The sequence below is a fragment of the Kitasatospora herbaricolor genome (genome assembly GCF_030813695.1).
GTDB classification, from domain to species: Bacteria; Actinomycetota; Actinomycetes; order Streptomycetales; family Streptomycetaceae; genus Kitasatospora; species Kitasatospora herbaricolor.
Window position 1 is genome coordinate 4,379,179 of sequence record NZ_JAUSVA010000002.1, and the last position, 19,147, is coordinate 4,398,325.

At 74.2% G+C, this 19,147-nt stretch carries 19 protein-coding genes; 10 read left to right on the forward strand and 9 right to left on the reverse strand.

Translation table 11 applies throughout. The features are described from left to right. Window positions 1-69: 69 nt before the first annotated feature. The 3 genes from J2S46_RS19560 to J2S46_RS19570 all read right to left on the reverse strand — a co-directional run bounded on the left by J2S46_RS19560 (window position 70) and on the right by J2S46_RS19570 (window position 4,354). On the reverse strand, window positions 70-741 hold the full coding sequence (locus tag J2S46_RS19560; protein WP_073929058.1) for a response regulator: 672 nt from the start codon (window positions 739-741) through the stop codon (window positions 70-72). Then, on the reverse strand, window positions 738-1,946 hold the full coding sequence (locus J2S46_RS19565) for a sensor histidine kinase (RefSeq protein WP_191294642.1): 1,209 nt from the start codon (window positions 1,944-1,946) through the stop codon (window positions 738-740). The genes J2S46_RS19560 and J2S46_RS19565 overlap by 4 nt, the downstream gene beginning before the upstream one ends. Window positions 1,947-2,146: 200 nt before the next feature. Continuing rightward, window positions 2,147-4,354 (reverse strand): MMPL family transporter, encoded by a 2,208-nt coding sequence (locus J2S46_RS19570; RefSeq protein ID WP_191294641.1) that lies wholly within the window; start codon window positions 4,352-4,354, stop codon window positions 2,147-2,149. A 427-nt stretch (window positions 4,355-4,781) separates the two neighbouring features. Between J2S46_RS19570 and J2S46_RS19575 the strand changes: the two genes are divergently transcribed. Together J2S46_RS19575 and J2S46_RS19580 are read left to right on the forward strand one after the other, a co-directional pair. Then, complete coding sequence (locus J2S46_RS19575; RefSeq protein ID WP_191294640.1) at window positions 4,782-5,360, forward strand: HhH-GPD-type base excision DNA repair protein; 579 nt, start codon at window positions 4,782-4,784, stop codon at window positions 5,358-5,360. Between the two features lie 150 nt (window positions 5,361-5,510). Continuing rightward, window positions 5,511-6,143, forward strand: a complete 633-nt coding sequence (locus tag J2S46_RS19580) for a hypothetical protein (protein WP_191294639.1) — start codon at window positions 5,511-5,513, stop codon at window positions 6,141-6,143. 60 nt (window positions 6,144-6,203) lie between these two features. On the opposite strand, the gene J2S46_RS19585 is transcribed toward J2S46_RS19580, so the two are convergent. Both J2S46_RS19585 and J2S46_RS19590 read right to left on the reverse strand, forming a co-directional pair. After that, window positions 6,204-6,437, reverse strand: coding sequence for a KTSC domain-containing protein (locus J2S46_RS19585; RefSeq protein ID WP_191294638.1), 234 nt, complete (start codon window positions 6,435-6,437; stop codon window positions 6,204-6,206). 131 nt (window positions 6,438-6,568) lie between these two features. Next, window positions 6,569-8,140, reverse strand: a complete 1,572-nt coding sequence (locus tag J2S46_RS19590) for an MFS transporter (RefSeq protein ID WP_229913426.1) — start codon at window positions 8,138-8,140, stop codon at window positions 6,569-6,571. Window positions 8,141-8,233: 93 nt separating this feature from the next. Here J2S46_RS19590 and J2S46_RS19595 point away from each other — a divergent pair, with 93 nt between their 5' ends. Continuing rightward, complete coding sequence (locus J2S46_RS19595) at window positions 8,234-9,217, forward strand: helix-turn-helix transcriptional regulator (protein WP_191294636.1); 984 nt, start codon at window positions 8,234-8,236, stop codon at window positions 9,215-9,217. A gap of 8 nt (window positions 9,218-9,225) precedes the next feature. Here J2S46_RS19595 and J2S46_RS19600 read toward each other — a convergent pair whose 3' ends face one another. Beyond that, a complete protein-coding gene (locus J2S46_RS19600; RefSeq protein ID WP_191294635.1) occupies window positions 9,226-9,744 on the reverse strand; it encodes a YbhB/YbcL family Raf kinase inhibitor-like protein in 519 nt (172 codons plus the stop codon). Between the two features lie 89 nt (window positions 9,745-9,833). Here J2S46_RS19600 and J2S46_RS19605 point away from each other — a divergent pair, with 89 nt between their 5' ends. Then, window positions 9,834-10,529 (forward strand): rhomboid family intramembrane serine protease, encoded by a 696-nt coding sequence (locus tag J2S46_RS19605; RefSeq protein WP_191294634.1) that lies wholly within the window; start codon window positions 9,834-9,836, stop codon window positions 10,527-10,529. 76 nt (window positions 10,530-10,605) lie between these two features. Continuing rightward, a complete protein-coding gene (locus J2S46_RS19610; RefSeq protein WP_191294633.1) occupies window positions 10,606-11,772 on the forward strand; it encodes a hypothetical protein in 1,167 nt (388 codons plus the stop codon). A 52-nt stretch (window positions 11,773-11,824) separates the two neighbouring features. Here the strand turns inward: J2S46_RS19610 and J2S46_RS19615 are convergent, their stop codons facing one another. Further along, complete coding sequence (locus J2S46_RS19615; RefSeq protein WP_191294632.1) at window positions 11,825-13,492, reverse strand: helicase HerA-like domain-containing protein; 1,668 nt, start codon at window positions 13,490-13,492, stop codon at window positions 11,825-11,827. A gap of 208 nt (window positions 13,493-13,700) precedes the next feature. Between J2S46_RS19615 and J2S46_RS19620 the strand changes: the two genes are divergently transcribed. Together J2S46_RS19620 and J2S46_RS19625 are read left to right on the forward strand one after the other, a co-directional pair. Continuing rightward, window positions 13,701-13,997, forward strand: a complete 297-nt coding sequence (locus J2S46_RS19620) for a type II toxin-antitoxin system VapB family antitoxin (protein ID WP_030061387.1) — start codon at window positions 13,701-13,703, stop codon at window positions 13,995-13,997. Between the two features lie 256 nt (window positions 13,998-14,253). Next, entirely contained in the window at window positions 14,254-14,934 is a 681-nt protein-coding gene (locus J2S46_RS19625) for a LytR C-terminal domain-containing protein (protein ID WP_229913428.1), read from the forward strand. 78 nt (window positions 14,935-15,012) lie between these two features. Here the strand turns inward: J2S46_RS19625 and J2S46_RS19630 are convergent, their stop codons facing one another. Next, window positions 15,013-16,422 (reverse strand): IS30 family transposase, encoded by a 1,410-nt coding sequence (locus J2S46_RS19630; RefSeq protein WP_442358321.1) that lies wholly within the window; start codon window positions 16,420-16,422, stop codon window positions 15,013-15,015. Window positions 16,423-16,510: 88 nt separating this feature from the next. Then, entirely contained in the window at window positions 16,511-17,146 is a 636-nt protein-coding gene (gene upp / locus J2S46_RS19635) for a uracil phosphoribosyltransferase (RefSeq protein WP_191294096.1), read from the reverse strand. 274 nt (window positions 17,147-17,420) lie between these two features. Between upp and J2S46_RS19640 the strand changes: the two genes are divergently transcribed. From J2S46_RS19640 to J2S46_RS19650, 3 genes are all read left to right on the forward strand, one after another. Next, window positions 17,421-17,657: a hypothetical protein gene (locus tag J2S46_RS19640; RefSeq protein ID WP_229913337.1), complete on the forward strand. Its 237-nt coding sequence runs from the start codon at window positions 17,421-17,423 to the stop codon at window positions 17,655-17,657. A gap of 208 nt (window positions 17,658-17,865) precedes the next feature. Next, window positions 17,866-18,420, forward strand: a complete 555-nt coding sequence (locus tag J2S46_RS19645; RefSeq protein WP_191294097.1) for a tRNA adenosine deaminase-associated protein — start codon at window positions 17,866-17,868, stop codon at window positions 18,418-18,420. A gap of 118 nt (window positions 18,421-18,538) precedes the next feature. Beyond that, on the forward strand, window positions 18,539-19,129 hold the full coding sequence (locus J2S46_RS19650) for a nucleoside deaminase (protein ID WP_191294098.1): 591 nt from the start codon (window positions 18,539-18,541) through the stop codon (window positions 19,127-19,129). Window positions 19,130-19,147 lie beyond the last annotated feature (18 nt).

The window sequence follows — 19,147 nt, forward strand, 5'->3', positions numbered from 1 at the left end:
CCTACCAGCGACCGCCGCACGGCACCAGGGCCGGGCGCCGCTCCGCGGCCTCGGGCCCGACCCGGCCACCTACGCGCTGCCCGGTCGCACCAGGCCGCTCTCGTAGGCGATCACCACCACCTGGGCACGGTCGCGGGCGCCGAGCTTGGCCATCGCCCGGTTCACATGGGTCTTGGCGGTGAGCGGGGTGACGAACAGCCGCTCGGCGATGTCGTCGTTGGACAGGCCGGCCGCGACCAGGGTGACCACCTCCTGCTCGCGGGCGGTGAGCACGTCGAGCCGGGGCAGCGCGGCCCGGTCGGCGGGCGCCGGCTGGGCCAGGAAACGGCCGATCAGGGCCTTGGTCGCGGCCGGGGAGAGCAGTGCGTCGCCCGCCGCGACCACCCGGATCGCGTCCAGCAGCTCCTCCGGGTTGATGCCCTTGCCGAGGAATCCGCTGGCCCCGGCACGGATCGCCTCGGCGACGTACTCCTCGCTCTCGAAGGTGGTCAGCACCAGGACCTTCACCCCGGCCAGGTCCTCGTCCGCGGTGATCAGCCGGGTGGCTTCGAGCCCGTCCAGTTCGGGCATCCGGATGTCCATCAGGACGAGGTCGACCCGGGCGGTGCGGGCCAGCCGGACGGCCTCCCGCCCGGTGCCGGCCTCGGCCACCACCTCCAGGTCGGGGGCGGAGTCGATGAGCATCCGGAAGGTGCCCCGGAGCAGTGCCTGGTCGTCGGCGAGCAGCACGCGGATCGTCATGGACAGCAGCCCTTTCGGCCGGCGCCGGCGGGCAGCGGCAGTTCGGCGTGGATGCGGAAGCCCCCGCCGGGGCGCGGGCCGGCCGAGAGGGTGCCGCCGGCGGCCCGGGCGCGTTCGTGCATGCCGATCATGCCGTGCCCCGTCCCCGCACCGGGGCCGGCGGCGAGCGGCGGGCCGGCCACCGGGACGGGGCCGTCGTCCTCGACGGTCAGCCGCAGGGTGTCGGTGCCGAACTCCAGCCGGACCCGCGCGCCGACCGGCCCGGCGTGCTTGTGGGTGTTGGTCAGCGCCTCCTGGATGATCCGGTAGGCCGTCAGGTCGGTGATCGGCGGCAGGTCGACCACCGGGCCGACGCGCTCCAGCCGGACCGGCAGCCCCGAGTGGCGGAAGGCCTCCAGCAGGTCGTCCAGACCGGCCAGGCCCGGCGCGGGCTCCCGGGGGGCCGCCTGCTCGCCGCTGTTGCGGAGCAGGCCGACGGTGGCGCGCAGCTCGTCCAGCGCGGCGCGGCTGGTGTCGCGGATCCGCTCCAGCGCCTGGTAGGCGTGCTCGGGGTCGGTGCGCATCAGGTGGTGCGCGACCCCGGCCTGGGCGTTGACCAGCGTGATGTGGTGGGCCACCACGTCGTGCAGCTCGCGGGCGATCCGCATCCGCTCCTCGGTGACCCGCCGGCGGGCCTCCTCCTCGCGGGTGCGTTCGGCCCGTTCGGCCCGCTCCATCGCGGAGGCGAGCAGCTCGCGACGGCTGCGGACGGCGTCCCCGACGGCGACCGACAGGGACGTCCAGGCGATCAGGCCGAGGTTCTGCGGCAGCTCCTCCACCCCGGGGCGGCTGACCAGCCCGGCGACCGTGAGCGCGACGGCGGCGCAGGTGCCGGTGCGCCAGGCGGTGCGCCGGTCGGTCCGGGTCGCGACCGCGTAGAGGGCGAAGCCGACGGCTCCCGGCGGCGGCCCGTCGACGGGCACCAGGACGAACTCGACCACGCCGATCAGCACGGTCGCCGCCGCCACCTGGACGGGCCAGCGGCTGCGCACCAGCAGCGGCACGCAGGAGATCGCGAGCAGCACCAGGTAGACCGGGATCGAGGCGTTCCGGTGGTAGGCGGTGGCCGCCGCGAACGGGGCGACCAGCACGAAGCAGACCAGCGCCACGGCCAGGTCGGTCATCAGTGGCCGGGCGCGCAGCCACGTCCTGATCGGGTCGGCCATCTGCACTCCTTCACCGTACGCAGTCGGGGGCGGTCGGCGGGCCGGGCGGCGGCCCGGCGGGGCGGGATCGGGCGGGACGGGAGCGGGCGGGACGGGCGTGGCCGGGGGCGAGCAGGACGGGCGTGGCCGGGGGCGGGCGGCACGGGCCGGGGCCCGGACCGGTCCTGCCGCCCGGTCCGGGCCCCGCCCTGCGCGGGCGGTCAGCGGGTGGCGTCCACCGGCTCGGACGCCGGCTCCGGGACCACCCGCAGCGGCGGCGCCGGGTCCGGCTCGCCCTCGACGCTGACGTGCGGCAGCAGCCGGTCCAGCCAGCCCGGCAGCCACCAGTTGGCCGCGCCGAACCGGTGCATCAGCGCCGGGACCAGCACCATCCGCAGCACCAGGACGTCGAGCAGGACGGCGAGCGCCAGGCCGATCCCGAACTCGGCGATCATCCGCTGGCCGCCGAAGATGAAGGCGGCGAAGACGCAGGCCATGATGACGGCCGCGGCGGTGATGACCTGCCCGGTCTCGCCGTGGCCGACCCGCACGGCCCGGCGGTTGTCCCGGGTGTGGGTCCACTCCTCGTGCATCCGGCTGATCAGGAAGACCTGGTAGTCCATCGAGAGGCCGAACAGGATCGCGATGATCATGACCGGTGCGAAGGCCTCGATCGGGCCGGCCGCACCGGCTCCCAGCGCCTCCGACCCCCAGCCCCACTGGAAGACCGCGACGATCGCGCCGAAGGCCGCACCCATCGTCAGCAGGTTCATCGCCACGCCGATCAGCGGCACCAGCAGGCTGCGGAAGGCCACCATCATCAGCAGGCAGCCGAGGCCCACGATGATCGCGATGAACACCGGCAGCTTGGCGATCAGGACGTCCGCGAAGTCCGCCGCGGTCGCGGTGGCACCGCCCACGTACACCTGCAGGCCGGTGCCGGCCTCGGCCTGCGGGACGACCCGCTCCCGCAGGTCGGTGATCAGGTCCGAGGTCTGCTCGGACTGCGGGGAGGTGCTCGGCACCACCCGCACGGTCCCGATGTTCTGGCCGTCCTTCATCGGCGCGGAGGCCACCTGGGCCACCCCGGGCACCGCCCTCAGCTCGGTGACGAGCTTCGCCAGCGCCGCCCGCTCCGGCGCGCCGGGCGCCTCGGCGACCAGCAGCAGCGGGCCGTTGGAGCCCGCGCCGAACCCGTCGGCCATCAGGTCGTACGCCTGCCGGGTGGTGCTGGACTTCGGGTTGTTGCCCGCGTCCGAGCTGCCGAGGCGCAGGGAGAACACCGGCACCGCGACGGCGGCCATCACCAGCAGCGCGACCAGTGCCTTGCCGGTCGGCCTGGACTGCACCCGCAGGGCCCAGCGGGCCCAGACGCCGGCGGACTGCAGCTCGGTCGGGCCCTGCTCGGCCAGCTGCCGGCGCTGGGCGCGGCTCAGCACCTTCAGCTTCAGCATGCCGAGCATGGCCGGCAGCAGGGTGATCGCGGCCAGCACGGTCAGCCCGACGGTCAGCGCCGCCGAGATGGCCATCCCGTTCAGGAAGCCGATGCCGAGGATCAGCATCCCCAGCAGGGCGATCACCACGGTGAGGCCGGCGAAGAGCACCGCCCGGCCGGAGGTGTTCAGCGCCCGGACCACCGAGTCCTGGACGCTCAGCCCGGCCATCAGGCCCTTGCGGTGCCGGTTGACGATGAACAGGGCGTAGTCGATGCCGACGCCCAGGCCCACCAGGGCGCCGAGGGTGGGGGCCACCGAGGCGACGCTCATCCCGTGGCTGAGCAGCCCGGTGCCGATCACGCCGGTGCCGACGCCGGCCACCGCGGTGAGCACCGGCAGCGCGGCCGCCCACAGCGAGCGGAACACCAGCGTCATCACGATCAGCGCGGCGACGATGCCGATCAGCTCGCTGGCACCGCCCATCTCGCTCTCGCTGTTCTGCACGGCCTGCCCGCCGAGCTGGACGTCCAGGCCGTCGGTGCGGGCCTGCCGGGCCAGCTCGACCACGTGCTCGACGTCGGCCTTGGGGATCTCCCGGGCGTTCCCGGTGAAGTTCACCTGGGCGTACGCGGTGGTGGCGTCCTTGCTGATCTGCGCCGCGCCCTGCGGGCTCCAGGGGCTGACCACCGAGGCCACCGAGGGGGCGGTGGAGATCTCCTCCAGCACCTTGCTCATCCGGTCCTTGGTCGCGGCGTCGTTCACCGAACCGCCGGTGGTGTGCCAGACCACGGTGTCGGTGTCGCCGGCCGCGGCCGGCATGCCCGCCTTCAGCAGGTCCAGGGCCTTGCTGGACTCGGTGGCGGGCATCGACATGCTGTCGCTGTACTTGGTGCCGAAGGCTCCCGAGGCCGCGCCGAGGCCGACCAGCAGGCCCAGCCAGAGCAGGACGGTCACGAGCCGGTGCCGGTGGCACCAGCGGGCAAGCGCGGACATCGGGTCTCCAGAGGGTGTCGGGCCCGGGGTCGGGCCGGCCGGCGCGCCGCCGCGCACGTCGCCACGGGTGCCGGGCGCGGGCACCCGCCGCGTACGGCGGGGCGCGGCCGGGCGCGGCCGGCGCCCGGTGGGCAGCCGTCCGTCACGCGGATCGGAGCCGGGGTGCGGACGGCACTGTCCGGCCCGGCCCGGCGGGGCCGCGGGCCTCTCCCCCGGTCCGTTCCACCCTCCCTTCCGGGGACCGCGCTGTCGTCACCCGTCCGCAGACACCCGGCGTACCGCGCCCGCGGTATCCGGCCCGGCGGGATACCGCGGGCGCGGGCACCGGCGCCGGGCGCTGGCGTGTTGTCCCGGCGCCCCCGGCCGCGTCCGGGAGACTGGCACCGCCGGACGGACCGACGGCCGGCCGGAAGCGAGGACCGGACCCATGGACATCACACTTCGGCTCGCCCAGCAGCCGGAAGCCGACGCGTTGCTCGGCCGCAGCCCGCTGGCCGCCCTGGCGGGCATGCTGCTCGACCAGCAGGTCCCGATGGAGTGGGCCTTCTCGGGGCCGTACACGATCGCCCGGCGCCTGGGCCGGGACGACCTGGACGCGCACGAGATCGCCGCCTACGACCCGGAGGCCTTCGCCGCCCTGCTGTCGCAGAAGCCGGCCGTGCACCGCTACCCCGGCTCGATGGCCAAGCGCCTGCAGCAGCTCTGCCAGTTCCTGGTGGAGCACTACGACGGGGACGCCGCGGCCGTCTGGGAGGGCGTGGGGAGCGGCAAGGAGCTGCTGACCCGGCTGAACGAGCTGCCCGGCTTCGGGAAGCAGAAGGCCCAGATCTTCCTGGCCCTGCTGGGCAAGCAGTTCGGCGTCGCCCCGGAGGGCTGGCGGGAGGCGGCGGGCCCGTACGGGGAGGAGGGCTGCCACCGTTCGGTGGCCGACATCACCGGGCCCGAGTCGCTGGAGCAGGTCCGCGCGTACAAGCAGGAGGCGAAGCGCGCGGCGAAGAAGTCCTGAGGTGTCCATGCGATCTTTTCAGAAGCCTCACACGAACGGCTGTTCCCGGGCGGCGCGGGCTGCTTAGGCTCCGCGTGCGTGCACAACGGCGTGTGCGGCCTCCGGTGCCGGCGGCGCGTCCTCGCGCCTCCGCCCGTACGGAAAGATCACATGGACTACTGCGCATCCTGCCGACGCCATCTCAACGGCGCCCTCTCCTGCCCCGGATGCGGCGTGGCCGCCGCCATGGCCGCCGCTCCACCGCCCGGCCCCGGCCTGCCGACGGCGGCCGGGACCCCGACCGAAGCGCTGCCCGCCGTACCCCCGGCGCCCCGGGCGCGGGCCGACCGGCGCGGCCGGGCCCGGTCCGGCCGGCGGCGCGGCGCCCTGGTGCTCGGCGCCGCCGTCCTGGTGCTCGCCGGCCTCGGCGCGGTGGCCCTGGCCAGCACGGACCAGGAGCCGGTGGCCGCACCGGCCGCCGCTCCCGCCGCGCCGTCCCCCACCCGCACCGCCGGCGGTCCCGCCACCACCGCCGCGCCCGCGCCGGCCCCCGTGGTCACCAGCGCGAAGCCCGCCACGGGCACGCCGAGCGGCCGGCCGAGCCCCACCGCCTCCGCCTCGGCCACCGCCGCGGCGCCCGCGCCGGGGACGGCCGCCCCCGCCCCCGCGACCGCGCCGGGGACGACCCCCGGCCCGCCCGCACCCGGGCCGACCACGCCCGCCCCCGCGCCGACCACGCCGCAGCCGCAGCCCTCCCCGACGGCCTCGCCGAGCTGCACCCGGATCCTCTTCTGGTGCTCCTGAGACCGGACGCCGCACGGCCGCGCCGGCGCCCGGGGCCGGCGCAGCCGTGCGGAGGGCTCGTCAGCCGATCCTGCGGTACGGGTAGCGGCCCCTGACCGTCCGGCCGAAGCAGCGGCCGTGGCTCGGGGCGTCCATCAGCTCCTCGTGCACCCGCCGGGGCACGTCCGCGTAGCTGTACACCGCGCCGCTGACGAACTCGATCTCCAGCACCCGGCTCGCCGCGTCGTAGCCCACCGAGCGCAGCGCCGAGGAGTCCACCGGCCGGCGGCCGCCGGCCGTCCGAGTCCCTGCCATGGGGCCACCAGCCTTCGCCGTCCCGGGTCCTGGCCCCCCGTCCAGTGTGCGCCCGTCAGGCCGGCGACGCGAAGGGGTCCCGGCCGCAGGCCGGGACCCCTCGGGCATGCTCCGGTGCGGAGCGCTCCGGGTCAGAGGACGGGCACCGGCTCCGCGCGCACGGGCTCCCCGGCGGCCGGCTCCGCGGCCGAACCCTCGCCGACGCCCACGGCGGACTCCCCCGCGTCCTCGGCCCAGTGCCCGGCGGAGTGCTTGGGAAGCGCGAACATCAGCGCGAAGACCGCCAGCAGCACTCCGACGACCCACCACATCGCGTGCACGAAACCGGCGGTGAACTCCGCCCCGACCGCCTGCGGCGCCGCCTGCTCGTCGATCACCCCGAAGAAGGCCACCGAGACCAGGCCGAGCCCGAGCGCCATGCCGAGCTGGCCGGTGGTGTTGATCAGCCCGGAGGCCGAACCGGCGTGCTCCCGCGGCACCTCGGAGAGGATCGCCTCGGTGATCGGCGCGACGATCAGGCCCATGCCCGCGCCCATCACGACCAGCGGCAGCGCCATCTGCCAGGACGCGATGGCGCCGGCGTACCGGTCCGCCTCCCAGATGTAGAGCAGCACGCCCGTGGCCATCACCAGGGCGCCGGCCTGCAGCACCTTGCGCCCGAACCGCGGGACGAGCTTCTGCACCGACATCCCGGCGGCCACCGAGACCGCGATCGAGAACGGGATGCCGGTCGTCCCCGCCTTCAGCGCGCTCCAGCCGAGGCCGACCTGCATGTACAGCGTCCAGACCAGGAAGAAGATGCCGGTGACGATCCCGAAGGTCAGCTGCACGCCGATGCCGGCCGCGAAGCTCTTCACCCGGAACAGCGTCAGCTCGACCAGCGGCGAGCCGTCCCGGCGGGTCTTGATCTGCTCGTACCGGACGAACAGCGCGAAGACCGGCAGGCTGCCGGCCATCGAGAGGTGGCCCCAGAGCGGCCAGCCCGCCTCGCGGCCGTGGGTGAGGGGGTAGATCAGCATCAGCAGGCCGACGCTGGCCAGCGCCATCCCCGCCAGGTCCAGGCGCAGTGCCTTCTCGGCGCGGGACTCGGAGATGTACCGGCGGCCGAGCAGCAGGCCCGCGACGCCGACCGGCAGGTTGATCAGGAAGATCGGCCGCCACTGCAGGCCGAAGAGGTCCCACTGGGTCAGCAGCGCGCCCATCAGCGGCCCGGAGACCGCGCCGAGGCCGACGATCGCTCCGAACATCCCGAACACCTTGCCGCGCTCGTGCGCGGGGAAGGTCGCGTGGATGATCGACAGCACCTGGGGCACCATCAGCGCGGCGGTCCCGCCCTGCAGCACGCGGGTGGCGACCAGCATCTCCGGGCCGGTGGCCAGGCCGCAGAGCGCGGAGGCGACGGTGAACCCGCCGATGCCGAGCAGGAAGAGCCGCTTGCGGCCGTAGATGTCCCCGAGCCGTCCCCCGGTGATCAGGCCGATCGCGAAGGCCAGCGCGTACCCGCCGGTGACCCACTGGACGGCGCTGAACGAGGCGCCGGTGTCCTGCTGGATGCTCGGGATGGCGATGTTGACGATGGTGACGTCGACCAGGTCCATGAAGGAGGCCGTCATCACCACCGCGAGGGCGATCCAGCGACGGCGGTCGGCGACGCCGTCGGGTTCGGTTCCGGTGTCGGTCCTGGGTACTGCTGCGGCGGTCATCGCACGCCTTTCCTTGGCTGTCCGGGGCACGTCGCCGACTCTAGAAGCCATGTAGGTCGGATTCCGTCCTCGTTCTGCGGCATGCTGGCGGCCATGACGGACACCCCGGCACGACTGCTGAATCTGCTCTCCCTGCTGCAGACCCCGCGCGAGTGGCCCGGCAGTGAACTGGCCGAGCGCCTGGAGGTCAGCCCGCGCACCATCCGGCGCGACATCGAGCGGCTGCGCGACCTCGGCTACCCCGTCCAGGCGACGATGGGCGTGGTCGGCGGGTACCGGCTGGTCGCGGGCACCGCGATGCCGCCGCTGCTGCTGGACGACGAGGAGGCGGTGGCCATCGCCGTCGGCCTGCGGGCGGCGGCCGGACACGCCGTGGGCGGCATCGAGGAGGCCTCGGTGCGGGCGCTCGCCAAGCTCGTCCAGGTGCTGCCGTCCCGGCTGCGGCACCGGGTGAGCACCCTGAACGAGGCCACCGTCCCGCTGCTCAGGGGGGACGGGCCGACCGTCGACCCGGAGGACCTCACCCTGCTGGCCGCCGCCATCTCCAACCGCGAGCGGCTGCGCTTCGGCTACCGGGCCGTCGACGGCGCCGAGAGCAAGCGGCTGGTGGAGCCGCACCGGCTGGTCTCGGCGGGGCGCCGCTGGTACCTGGTGGCGTACGACAACGGCCGGGACGACTGGCGGATCTTCCGGGTGGACCGGATCACGGAGCCGTTCGCGACCGGCGTGCGGACCCCGGCCCGCGAGCTGCCCGCCGAGGACGCCGCCGCGTACGTGGCCGCCAAGTTCTCCCGGCTCACCCCGTCCTTCCGGGCGGTGGCGACCGTCTTCGCACCGGCCGAGGAGGTGCTGCGCCGCTTCCCCCGCGCCGACGAGGTGCTGCCGCTGGACGAACGGAGCTGCCGGCTGCAGAGCCGGGAGGACTCACTGGAGTGGCTGGCGATGCGGCTGCTCATGCTGGGCTGCGAGTTCGAGGTGCACGAGCCGCCGGAGCTGGCCGACCACCTGCGCGCGCTCGGCGCCAGGGCCACCCGCGCGACGGCGGGCGGCCCCGGCCGAGGACGGCTCGGCCGCTAGGCGGCGCCTCAGGAGCTGTACTCGGCGGTGATCACCGCGCGGGCCAGCGTGTGGAAGGTGATGTGGAAGCCGATCTGGGCGGCCGGGGTGTCGCGGGTGACCTCCAGCGCCGGGACGTCCAGCGCGTGCACGGCGAAGAGGTACCGGTGGGCCGGGCCGGGCGGCGGGGCGGCGCCGTCGTACCGGTGCCCGGGGAAGTCGTTGCGGGCGTGGAAGGAGGCGCCGCCGGGGAGGTCCGCGTCCGAGGAGCCCGCGCCGCGCGGCAGTTCGGTGGTGCCGGCGGGCAGGCCGAGCGCCAGCCAGTGCCACCAGCCGCTGCCGGTGGGGGCGTCCGGGTCGTAGCAGGTGACGGCGTAGCCGAGGGTCCCCTCCGGCGCGCCGGACCAGGCCAGCTGCGGCGAGAGGTTGCCGCCGGCGTGGGCGAACTCCTTGGGCAGCACACCGCCGTCGGTGATGTCACTGCTGGTCAGACTGAAGGACGGCACCTGCGGCAGGAACTCGTACGGAAGCGGCGGGCGGGCGCTCACGGGGGATCACCTTTCGACGGGGCTCTCGGGCGTCCCCACTTTATGGCTCCCCCTCCCGCCGGGGGAGCAGCTCGCCCTAGAGTCTGCCCATGGCCTCGGACGACCGCAGCAGCACTCCCGCCCTGGACCCGGCCCGCATGATCGCGGACGCGCGCCGGGCCTTCTTCGTGATGATCGGCGTCCTGGCCGTCGTCTGGCTGATCCAGGTCGCCAACTGGGCCGACGACTACCGGCTGACGCAGGACTTCGGCATCCGCCCGCAGCAGGTGGGGCGGCTCGGGGACGTGTTCGCGGCGCCGTTCCTGCACATGAGCTGGAAACACCTGGAGGGCAACTCCGGGCCGCTGTTCATCTTCGGGTTCCTGGCCGCGTACCGGGGGGTGCGCAAGTTCCTCGGCCTGACCGTGCTGATCACGGTGACCAGCGGGGCGGCCGTCTGGCTGTTCCAGGGCACGGACACCATCTCGGCCGGGGCCAGCGGGGTGATCTTCGGCTACTTCGGCTACGTCGTGCTGCGCGGGGTCTTCGACCGGAACCTGGTCGACACGCTGATCGGCGCGGTGATGGGGGCGTCCTTCGCCTACATCCTCACCACCGCCCTGCCGGGCACCCCGGGCGTGAGCTGGCTGGGCCACCTGGGCGGTCTGGCGGGCGGCCTGGCCGGCGCCTGGATCTTCCGCGACCGGGGCGGGAGGAAGGCGCCCCCGGCGCTGGCGACGGTGCCGGGGCCGGCCCGCAGCGCGCACGCCGACCTGCTGAAAGAGCTCGACGACCTCGGCATCTGACCCCTTTAGGTATAGACCAATCCCGGGCGCCGGGTTAGCGTGAGGACACCTGTACCCCCTGCTCCGGAGCCGCGCCGTGGAGTCGTCCGTCCTCGCCTTCGCCACCGACCTGATCGACGAGGGCGCCGACACGTTCTTCGGCAACCTGACCGACCGCGCCGGCGTCGGCGGCGTCACCCTCGCCTCGGTCTACCACGAGGCCCGCGACGTGTTCCCGCACAACCCCGGGCGGGTGATCCGGTACCTGGAGCCGGGCGCCGCGTACTTCCGCCCGGACCCGGCCCGCTGGGCCGGCCGGCGCCTCGCCCCGGCGCCGTCCACCGCGATCGGCGACCGCGACCCCTTCGCCGAGGCCGCCGACGAGGCCCGCCGGCGCGGCCTCAAGCTGCACGCCTGGACGGTCTTCTGCCACAACGACCGGCTCGGCTTCCAGCACCCGGACTGCGCGCCCGCCAACGCCTTCGGCGACCGCCACCTCACCGAGCTGTGCCCGGCCAACCCGGAGGTCCGCGAGTACGCCCTCACCCTGGTCGCCGAGCTCGCCCGGTACGGCGTCGACGCGATCCGCGCCGAGTCGCTGCACTTCCACGGCCTGCGCCACGGCTACCACCACGAGCGCTACTTCGAGGAGCTCGGCCCGCTGGCCGAGGCGCTGCTCGGGATCTGCTTCTGCGACCACTGCCGGGCCCACGCCGTCCGCGCGGGCGTCCCCGCCGAGGAGGCCCGCACGGCCGTCCGCGCCGAACTGCGCCGCCGCCTCGCCGACGAGGACGCCGCCGCCGAGCAGACCCCGCTGGACCAGCTGGCCGGCGGCGCGGTCGCCGCGTACGTCGACGCCTCGGCGCTCACCGTCACCTCGCTGGCCGCCGAGGTGGCCGAGGCCGCCGCGCGCCACGGCATGCGGCTGACCTTCATGGACGGCGGCGGCCCCGGCAAGGGGTGGCTCTCCGGCATCGACCTGCCGGCCCTCGCCGGGGCCGCCCACCAGATCGAGACGCTGGGCTACGCGAAGACCCCGGAGGCCGTCCGCGAGAAGGTCGCCGCCTTCGCCCTGCACGGCGTCCGCCCGCAGGACATGGCGGTGATCCTGCGCCCGATGGCCTCCGACTGCGACGGGCCGGCCAACCTGGCCGCCAAGATCGAGGTGCTGCGCTCGCTGGGCGTGCCGGAGGTCGAGTTCTACAACTACGGCCTGATGCGGCTCTCCTCGATGGACCGGATCGGGGCGGCGCTGGCCGGCTGATCGAACCGCCGGGCGGGCCGGCCGGGACGCACCCCCTCCGGCCGGACGGCCGCTACCGCCGGCGCCGGGACGTCCCGAACAGGCTGCGGCTGATCTCCCGGCCGAGCTGCGTCCCCGCCGAGCGGGCGAAGGACTTCAGCGCCGGGTTGGCCAGCAGCGAGCCGAGCAGGCCGCCCTCGTCCTTCTCCGCCCGCTCCCCCCTCCCGGCGCCGTCCCGCTCGGCCTTCCCGGCCCGCTCCGGCTCCGCCGTCCGTCCGGGCCCGGCCGGCGCCGGTGCGTCCTGCGCGGGCGGCCGGGCGGCGCGCGCCGCGAGCTTCTCGTACGCCGACTCCCGGTCGACGGCGTCCCGGTACCGCGCGCCCAGCGGGGAGGCGTCCACCGCGGCCCGCAGGGCCGGCTCCCCGAGCGGGCCCATCAGCGAGCGCGGCGCCCGCAGCCGGGTCGCCGCCACCGGCGTCGGCGCGCCGGTCTCGGAGAGCACCGTCACCACGGCCTCCCCGGTGCCGAGCGAGGTCAGCACCTCGGCGAGGTCGTAGGAGGACCGGGGGAAGGTGGAGACCGTCGCCTTCAGCGCCTTGGCGTCGTCCGGGGTGAAGGCCCGCAGCGCGTGCTGCACCCGGTTGCCCAGCTGGGCCAGCACGTCGCCCGGCACGTCCTTCGGCGACTGGGTGACGAAGAAGATCCCGACCCCCTTCGACCTGATCAGCCGGACGGTCTGGGTGATCGCCTCCAGGAAGGCCTTGGAGGCGTCCTTGAACAGCAGGTGCGCCTCGTCGAAGAAGAACACCAGCTTGGGCCGGTCCAGGTCGCCGACCTCCGGCAGCTCCTGGTAGAGGTCGGCCAGCAGCCACATCAGGAAGGTGGAGAACAGCCTCGGCCGGTCCTGCACGGCGGGCAGCTCCAGGACGGAGACCGTCCCCTCCCCGCTGGGACCGACCCGCAGCAGGTCGGCGGTGTCGAACTCGGGCTCGCCGAAGAACGCCCCCGCGCCCTCGTTGTCGAGCACGGTCAGGGAGCGCAGGATCACGCCGGCCGTGGCCGCCGAGAGGCCGCCGATGCCCTTCAGCTCCTCCTTGCCCTCGGCGGAGGTGAGGAAGGTGATGACGGCGGTGAGGTCCTTGAGGTCGTACAGCTCCAGGCCCTGCTTGTCGGCGTAGTGGAAGACCAGGCCGAGCGAGGCCTCCTGGGTCTCGTTCAGGTCGAGCACCTTGGCGAGCAGCAGCGGGCCGAAGCTGGTGACGGTGGCTCGGAGGGGGATGCCGACGCCCTGCCCGCCGAGCGCGTAGAACTCGGCCGGACAGCCCTGCGGCGTCCAGTCCTGGCCCACGTCGGCGGCCCGGCCCGAGACCCGGGGGCCGGGAGCGCCGGGGGCCGCGATGCCGGAGACGTCGCCCTTGACGTCGGCGAGGAACACCGGGACGCCCTGGGCGGAGAGCTGTTCGGCGATCAGCTGCAGGGTCTTGGTCTTGCCGGTGCCGGTCGCCCCGGCGACCAGCCCGTGCCGGTTCAGCACCGGCAGCGGGATCCGGACCTGCGCGGCCGGGTGGGCGGTGCCGTCGAGCAGGGCGGCGCCGAGGTCCAGGGCCGGCCCGGTGAACGCGTAGCCCTCGGCGATCTCGCGGACGGCCTCGGGCAGGCCGGTGCCCGGCAGGCCCCGGCCCGCCGCCGGCCCGCCGGCCGCGTCCTCGCCCGCCGGGCCCGGCTTCTGGTCGGTGGTCATCTCGGCACGCTCCTGGGCAGGCTGGGCAACGATCGCGACATTTCCCATGAAACATCCGCAATCGCCCGCCGGGCCTGCGCGACAGGCCCCTGCGCGAGGGAACATTTCGCCCGCAGTTCCGGGCATCGACGCAGGTCGGCCATGTTCACGCGGTCTTCCCGGGCCGCGTCTGCTGCGCCACCCGCCGCCCAAACGGTAGGCTTTCCGTGTGATCTTCAAGCGCATCGGCAATGGGCGGCCGTACCCGGATCACGGCCGGACCAGCACCCGCCAGTGGGCGGACGTCGCCCCACGCCCGGTGCGACTGGACCAGCTGGTGACCACCAAGGGGCAGTTGGACCTCGAAACCCTGCTGGCGGAGGACTCCACCTTCTACGGGGACCTCTTCGCCCACGTCGTGAAGTGGCACGGCGACCTCTACCTGGAGGACGGGCTGCACCGTGCCGTCCGGGCGGCCCTGCAGCAGCGTCAGGTGCTGCACGCCCGCGTCCTCGAAATGGAGTGACGGGCCCACCCCGTCGCTCCACCCCGTCCGGCCGGCGCTGCGTCCTGCCCTGCCGCGTCCCGGTGCCGGACACCTCCCGCCGGGCCCGTACATCCTTTCGGGTGCCGCCGTACTCCAGATGATGATCATTTAGTACCTTCGGAGCGGTCCCGCACTAGTCTGCTGACAACGGCCGAAATCTCCCTGGCGCCCCGCCCGACCGGCCGTACCCGTCACCGAACCCCGCCCTGGCACGAGGGGGAGACAAACCGTGAGCATGTTGACTCCCCAAGGCTTGAAGGGGAAGCAGTACCGGGTCACCGGAACCGCGTATCCGCGGCTCGGCCGACCCCCCAGGAAGGGCCGCAAGATCTTCGCGTTCATCGGCTCGCTGCTCGCGCTGGCGCTGATCGGCCTCGGCGGTGTGCAGCTGGTGGACATCTTCACCGGCAAGGGCAAGCACGCCACCGCCCAGGCCTGCGCCACCCCGTCCGCCGCCGTCAGCGGCAAGGCACTGGCGGCACCGGCCGCCGACGCCCCGCCGGGGGCCACGCCCGCCCCGGCCGCGCCGGTCGACCCGGCCGCCGTCCCGCAGCCGCAGGCCGTGACCGTCAACGTCTACAACGCCACCGCCAAGGCCGGCCTGGCCGGCCGGACCGCCGAGGAGCTGAAGAAGCGCGGCTTCGTCATCGGCACCGTCGGCAACGCGCCCACCGCCCTCGACAAGAAGGTGCCCGGCACCGCCCAGGTGATCGGCGGCCCCGCCGCCGTCGGCGCCATGACCCTGCTGAGCTCGCAGATCGCCGGCGCCATCAGCACCCCCGACGCCCGCACGGACGCGACCGTCGACTTCGTCATCGGCGACAGCTACAACGCCCTGCTCGACGAGACCCAGGCCGCCGCGGCACTCGCGCTGGCCACCAAGCCCTCGCCGACCCCCACCCCCGGCAGCTGCTGAGGCGCACGCAACCGCCGAGCACGGCGAAGGCCCCCGGTACGGCTTGGGTTCTAACGGTCCTCGCAACACCGCCCGGTTTTAGGTGGTGAGTAGATCACGTAGGCGCTCGGCTGGGTTGTCCCAGTCGAGCGTCTTGCGTGGGCGGCCGTTGAGTTCCTGGGCGACGTGTTCGAGGTCTTCGGAGCTGTGGATGCTCAGGTCTGTGCCTTTGGGGAAGTACTGGCGCAGGAGTCCGTTGGTGTTCTCGTTGGAGCCGCGTTGCCAGGGCGAGGCGGGGTCGCAGAAGTAGACGGGCATGCCGGTGGCCATGGTGAACTGCTTGTGGCGTGCCATTTCGCTGCCCTGGTCCCAGGTGAGGGAGCCGCGTAGGTGTGCGGGCAGGGTCTGGACGGTGCGGACGAGGCCGTCGCGGACGGTTTCGGCGTCGTGGGCTGCGCCGGGCAGATGGACGAGCATCGTGTAGCGCGTGGTGCGTTCGACCAGGGTGGCGATCGCGGAGCGGCCGTTCGCGCCGATGATCAGGTCGCCTTCCCAGTGGCCGGGCACCGCCCGGTCCTCGATGCCGGCGGGGCGCTCGCTGATCATCAGCATCGGATCGGTGAAGCGCGGGGTGCGCCGGTCGGGGTCGCGGTGCGGCTTGCGGCGGGTGCGGCCGGAGCGGACCGCGGCCTGGACCTCGCGTTTCAGGCCGCCACGGGCCTGGAAATACAGCGCCTGGTAGATGGTCTCCACGCTCACCCGCATGCTCTCGTCGTTGGGATGCTCCCTGAGCAGAGCGTGGCAGATCTGCTCGGGTGACCAGCGTCTGCGCAGTGCGTCCCCGACGAAGCGGCGCAGTCGGCCCTCGCGCAGCAGTTTGCGTTCCTTGGGTCGGGGCCGGCGTGCGGCGGCCGCCCGGTGGGCCGCGTAGGGGTGGTAGCCCTCGCTGCCGGAGTTCGCGTCGAGCTCCCGCTTGATCGTGCTCGCCGGCCGGCCCAGGGCCCGTCCGATCGCCCGCAACGAGTGGCCCGACGCGCGCAGATCGCGGATCCGCTCGCGCTCGGACAGCGTCAGGAACCTCGGGTGGAGCTGCTTGTCCAGGGCGGCCAGGCCCACCGGTGCTGTGGTCACACCGCACATCGTGACGGTCCCCGCCGCGTAGTCGACACGGCGGCCGTCGGGATAGGTCCGTGCGGTGCCGCTCTTCTTGACGCCCCGGTCCCAGTCCTTGGCCGTGCGCTCGTTCACACCGACCCGCCGGGCCGCCTCGCGACGTGCGACCCCACCGGCTCGGAGCCGCTCGTACTCACGCCGTCCCGGATGCCGCCGCGATACGCGCACCGAACCCCGCCCCGCCTTCCGGGCCCAGCCGAAGGCAGTGTTCCGGTTCACGCCCAGCTCACGCGCCACCACAGTCACGTTCCCCACGGCATCCAACCGCGCAAGGAACCGCTCCCTCAACCCTGCGAGACCACCACGCTCAACGCCCACGGTCCTCGCAACTCCCATTGATCATGGGTGTTGCGAGGACCGTTAGAACCCAAGCGGTACCGGGGGCCTTCGCCGTGCTCGGCGGTTCAGGGGACGCGGGGCCGGTTCAGCCCGCGGTGCCGTAGAGGCGGTCACCGGCGTCGCCGAGGCCCGGGACGATGTAGCCGTTCTCGTTGAGGCGCTCGTCGACCGCGGCGGTGACGACGGTGACCGGCAGGCCGGTCAGCTCCTTCTCCATCACCGCGACGCCCTCGGGGGCCGCCAGCAGCACGACCGCGGTGACGTCGGTGGCGCCGCGGTCGATCAGCATCCGGATGGCCGCCACCAGCGTGCCGCCGGTCGCCAGCATCGGGTCCAGCACGTACACCTGGCGACCGGAGAGGTCGTCGGGCATCCGGGTCGCGTAGGTGGAGGCCTCCAGGGTCTCCTCGTTGCGCACCATGCCCAGGAAGCCGACCTCGGCGGTCGGCAGCAGCCGGGTCATCCCGTCGAGCATGCCGAGGCCGGCCCGCAGGATCGGGACGACCAGCGGGCGGGGGTAGCTCAGCCGGGTACCGGTGGTGACCGCGACCGGCGTGGTGATCTCCACCGCCTCGGTGCGGACGTCCCGGGTGGCCTCGTACGCGAGCAGGGTGACCAGCTCGTCGGTGAGGCGACGGAAGGTCGGCGAGTCGGTGCGCTCGTCGCGCAGGGTGGAGAGCTTGTGGGCGACCAGGGGGTGGTCGACGACGTGGATCCGCATGTCTCGACCATAACCGCGGCCGGACACCCGTACGACCCGCCGACCGGGGCCTTCCGGCCGCCGCCCGGGCGGGCGGACGCCGGACGCCCCCGTGACGGACCCGCCGGACGGCCGCCGGGCCCCCCACCGGCGGCTTCGCCCCCCCGCCCGCCCGCGGCCCGCGGCAGGACGCCGGCCGTCACGCGATCCGCGGCACGCCGTGACACACCGCGAATGCCCGAGCCGATGCCGCTCCTGTGGTATCAAACCGGCGGATCTGGGAAGGTCAGACGCTATGACGAGCAACCCGAACGCCGGGGGCGGCTCGACGGGCGGGCCGCTGGGCCCGTCGGGCGGGCCCGCGAGGGCGGCCCCTGACCACCCGGAGACCGAGACGGAACGCCGCAAGCGGCGGGCCGTGTTCCTGCGTGAGCTGGCCGAGGCGCGCGAACTGCGGGCCCGGGTGCAGCCCCGGCGCACCAAGGAACGCCGGATGCGCGAGGCCATGCGGATGCGGACCTTCCGGATCTGACGGCGTGTCGGGCCACTTCTCGGCCCCCGGCCAATACTTCCGACACGACCTGCGAAGACGCGCTGCCGAACACCCCCCGCAATCGCGGGCTTTCTGTCACGATTCCGATGGGACGGTCCGAACAGCGGACCGCCTCTGGCGCGGGGGCGGCCAGACCGCGTTCGCCCGAGACCGCCTACAGCCGAGACCAATCTTGGGAGTGTCCCTGGTGGCGTACTTCGCTGCAGTGCTTGCTCGCACCGAGGACGGGTGGGATGTGAGCGAGACCGAACTCGACGCCGTCGAGAGTCTCGCCGACCTGGCCGACCTGGCCCGCGAGGCCGCACAGGAGGACGACAGCGTGCTCGTCTTCATCGAACAGGAGGACGCGTGGTTCGCCATCGTCCGCGTGGACGGTGAGGAGGACCCACGGATCTTCGTCTCGGACGGCGCCGCAGCCGCCCGGAGTTCCTACGGGTCGGTCCTCACCGACGAGCTGGTGGAACAGGCCGGCGAGAGCGAGTTCGACGACCTCGACAACCTCGTCGCCGAGCTGGACGACGAGGACTCGGCCTCCGAGGAGGAGGACGAGGACGACGGCCCGGCCGTGGGCCCGGGCGGGGTGCCGGTCGGCCCGCTCGGCGACTCCGAGATCCTGGCCGAGTTCGGGCTCGCCGCCAAGGACCTCGTCGACCTCAGCGGCGAGGGCGCGGTGCCGGGCGACGCCCTGGCCGAGATCGCCGACGCCCTGGGCTGCGGCGAGATCCTGGAGGCGGTGCGGTAACCGCCGTGCGGATGGCCGGTGCGGGCGGCCCGCCGGCCCCCGGCCGGCGGCTCCAGCCGGACGGCCCCGGAGGCGCTCGGCGTCCGGACGCCGGCGCGGATGCCCGACACTGGATGCCATGCAGTCCGCCCCGCAGATCGCCCCGCTGCCCGCACCCGTCCGCCCCGACCCGGTCCGCGACCGGTGGGCGGCGCCGATGCGCCTCGCCGTCGCCGAGGCCGCCCTGGCGCCGGCCGCCGGCGACGTCCCGGTCGGGGCACTGGTGCTGGGGCCCGACGGGACCGTCCTCGGCCGGGGCCACAACGAGCGGGAGGCGGTCGGGGACCCGACCGCCCACGCCGAGGTGGTCGCCATCCGCGCGGCCGCCAAGGCCCTGAACGAGGGGCTGCACACCCTGGCCGGCGCCGACGGCGAGGCCGAGCAGCGGCGGGCGGGCGAGTGGCGGCTGGCCGGCTGCACCCTGGTCGTCACCCTGGAGCCCTGCACCATGTGCGCGGGCGCGATCGTGCTCTCGCGGATCGCCCGGGTCGTGTACGGCGCCTTCGACGAGAAGGCCGGCGCGGCCGGCTCGCTCTTCGACGTGGTCCGCGACCGCCGGCTCAACCACCGGCCCGAGGTGATCTCCGGCGTGCTGGCCGACGAGTGCGGCGAACAGCTCCGCTCCTTCTTCGACGGCCACCGGCCCGGTTCCGCGGAACGGATTTCGTGACCGCCACCGGCGTCCGGT

Coding starts and splice junctions, on each gene's coding strand:
- J2S46_RS19630 (WP_442358321.1), bottom strand. CDS start 16,422: ATGGGAGTTGCGAGGACCGTGGGCGTTGAGCGTGGTGGTCTCGCAGGG.
- J2S46_RS19615 (WP_191294632.1), bottom strand. CDS start 13,492: ATGACCACCGACCAGAAGCCGGGCCCGGCGGGCGAGGACGCGGCCGGC.
- J2S46_RS19640 (WP_229913337.1), top strand. CDS start 17,421: ATGACGAGCAACCCGAACGCCGGGGGCGGCTCGACGGGCGGGCCGCTG.
- upp (WP_191294096.1), bottom strand. CDS start 17,146: ATGCGGATCCACGTCGTCGACCACCCCCTGGTCGCCCACAAGCTCTCC.
- J2S46_RS19580 (WP_191294639.1), top strand. CDS start 5,511: ATGGACTACTGCGCATCCTGCCGACGCCATCTCAACGGCGCCCTCTCC.
- J2S46_RS19575 (WP_191294640.1), top strand. CDS start 4,782: ATGGACATCACACTTCGGCTCGCCCAGCAGCCGGAAGCCGACGCGTTG.
- J2S46_RS19570 (WP_191294641.1), bottom strand. CDS start 4,354: ATGTCCGCGCTTGCCCGCTGGTGCCACCGGCACCGGCTCGTGACCGTC.
- J2S46_RS19590 (WP_229913426.1), bottom strand. CDS start 8,140: ATGACCGCCGCAGCAGTACCCAGGACCGACACCGGAACCGAACCCGAC.
- J2S46_RS19595 (WP_191294636.1), top strand. CDS start 8,234: ATGACGGACACCCCGGCACGACTGCTGAATCTGCTCTCCCTGCTGCAG.
- J2S46_RS19650 (WP_191294098.1), top strand. CDS start 18,539: ATGCAGTCCGCCCCGCAGATCGCCCCGCTGCCCGCACCCGTCCGCCCC.
- J2S46_RS19560 (WP_073929058.1), bottom strand. CDS start 741: ATGACGATCCGCGTGCTGCTCGCCGACGACCAGGCACTGCTCCGGGGC.
- J2S46_RS19625 (WP_229913428.1), top strand. CDS start 14,254: ATGTTGACTCCCCAAGGCTTGAAGGGGAAGCAGTACCGGGTCACCGGA.
- J2S46_RS19585 (WP_191294638.1), bottom strand. CDS start 6,437: ATGGCAGGGACTCGGACGGCCGGCGGCCGCCGGCCGGTGGACTCCTCG.
- J2S46_RS19605 (WP_191294634.1), top strand. CDS start 9,834: ATGGCCTCGGACGACCGCAGCAGCACTCCCGCCCTGGACCCGGCCCGC.
- J2S46_RS19565 (WP_191294642.1), bottom strand. CDS start 1,946: ATGGCCGACCCGATCAGGACGTGGCTGCGCGCCCGGCCACTGATGACC.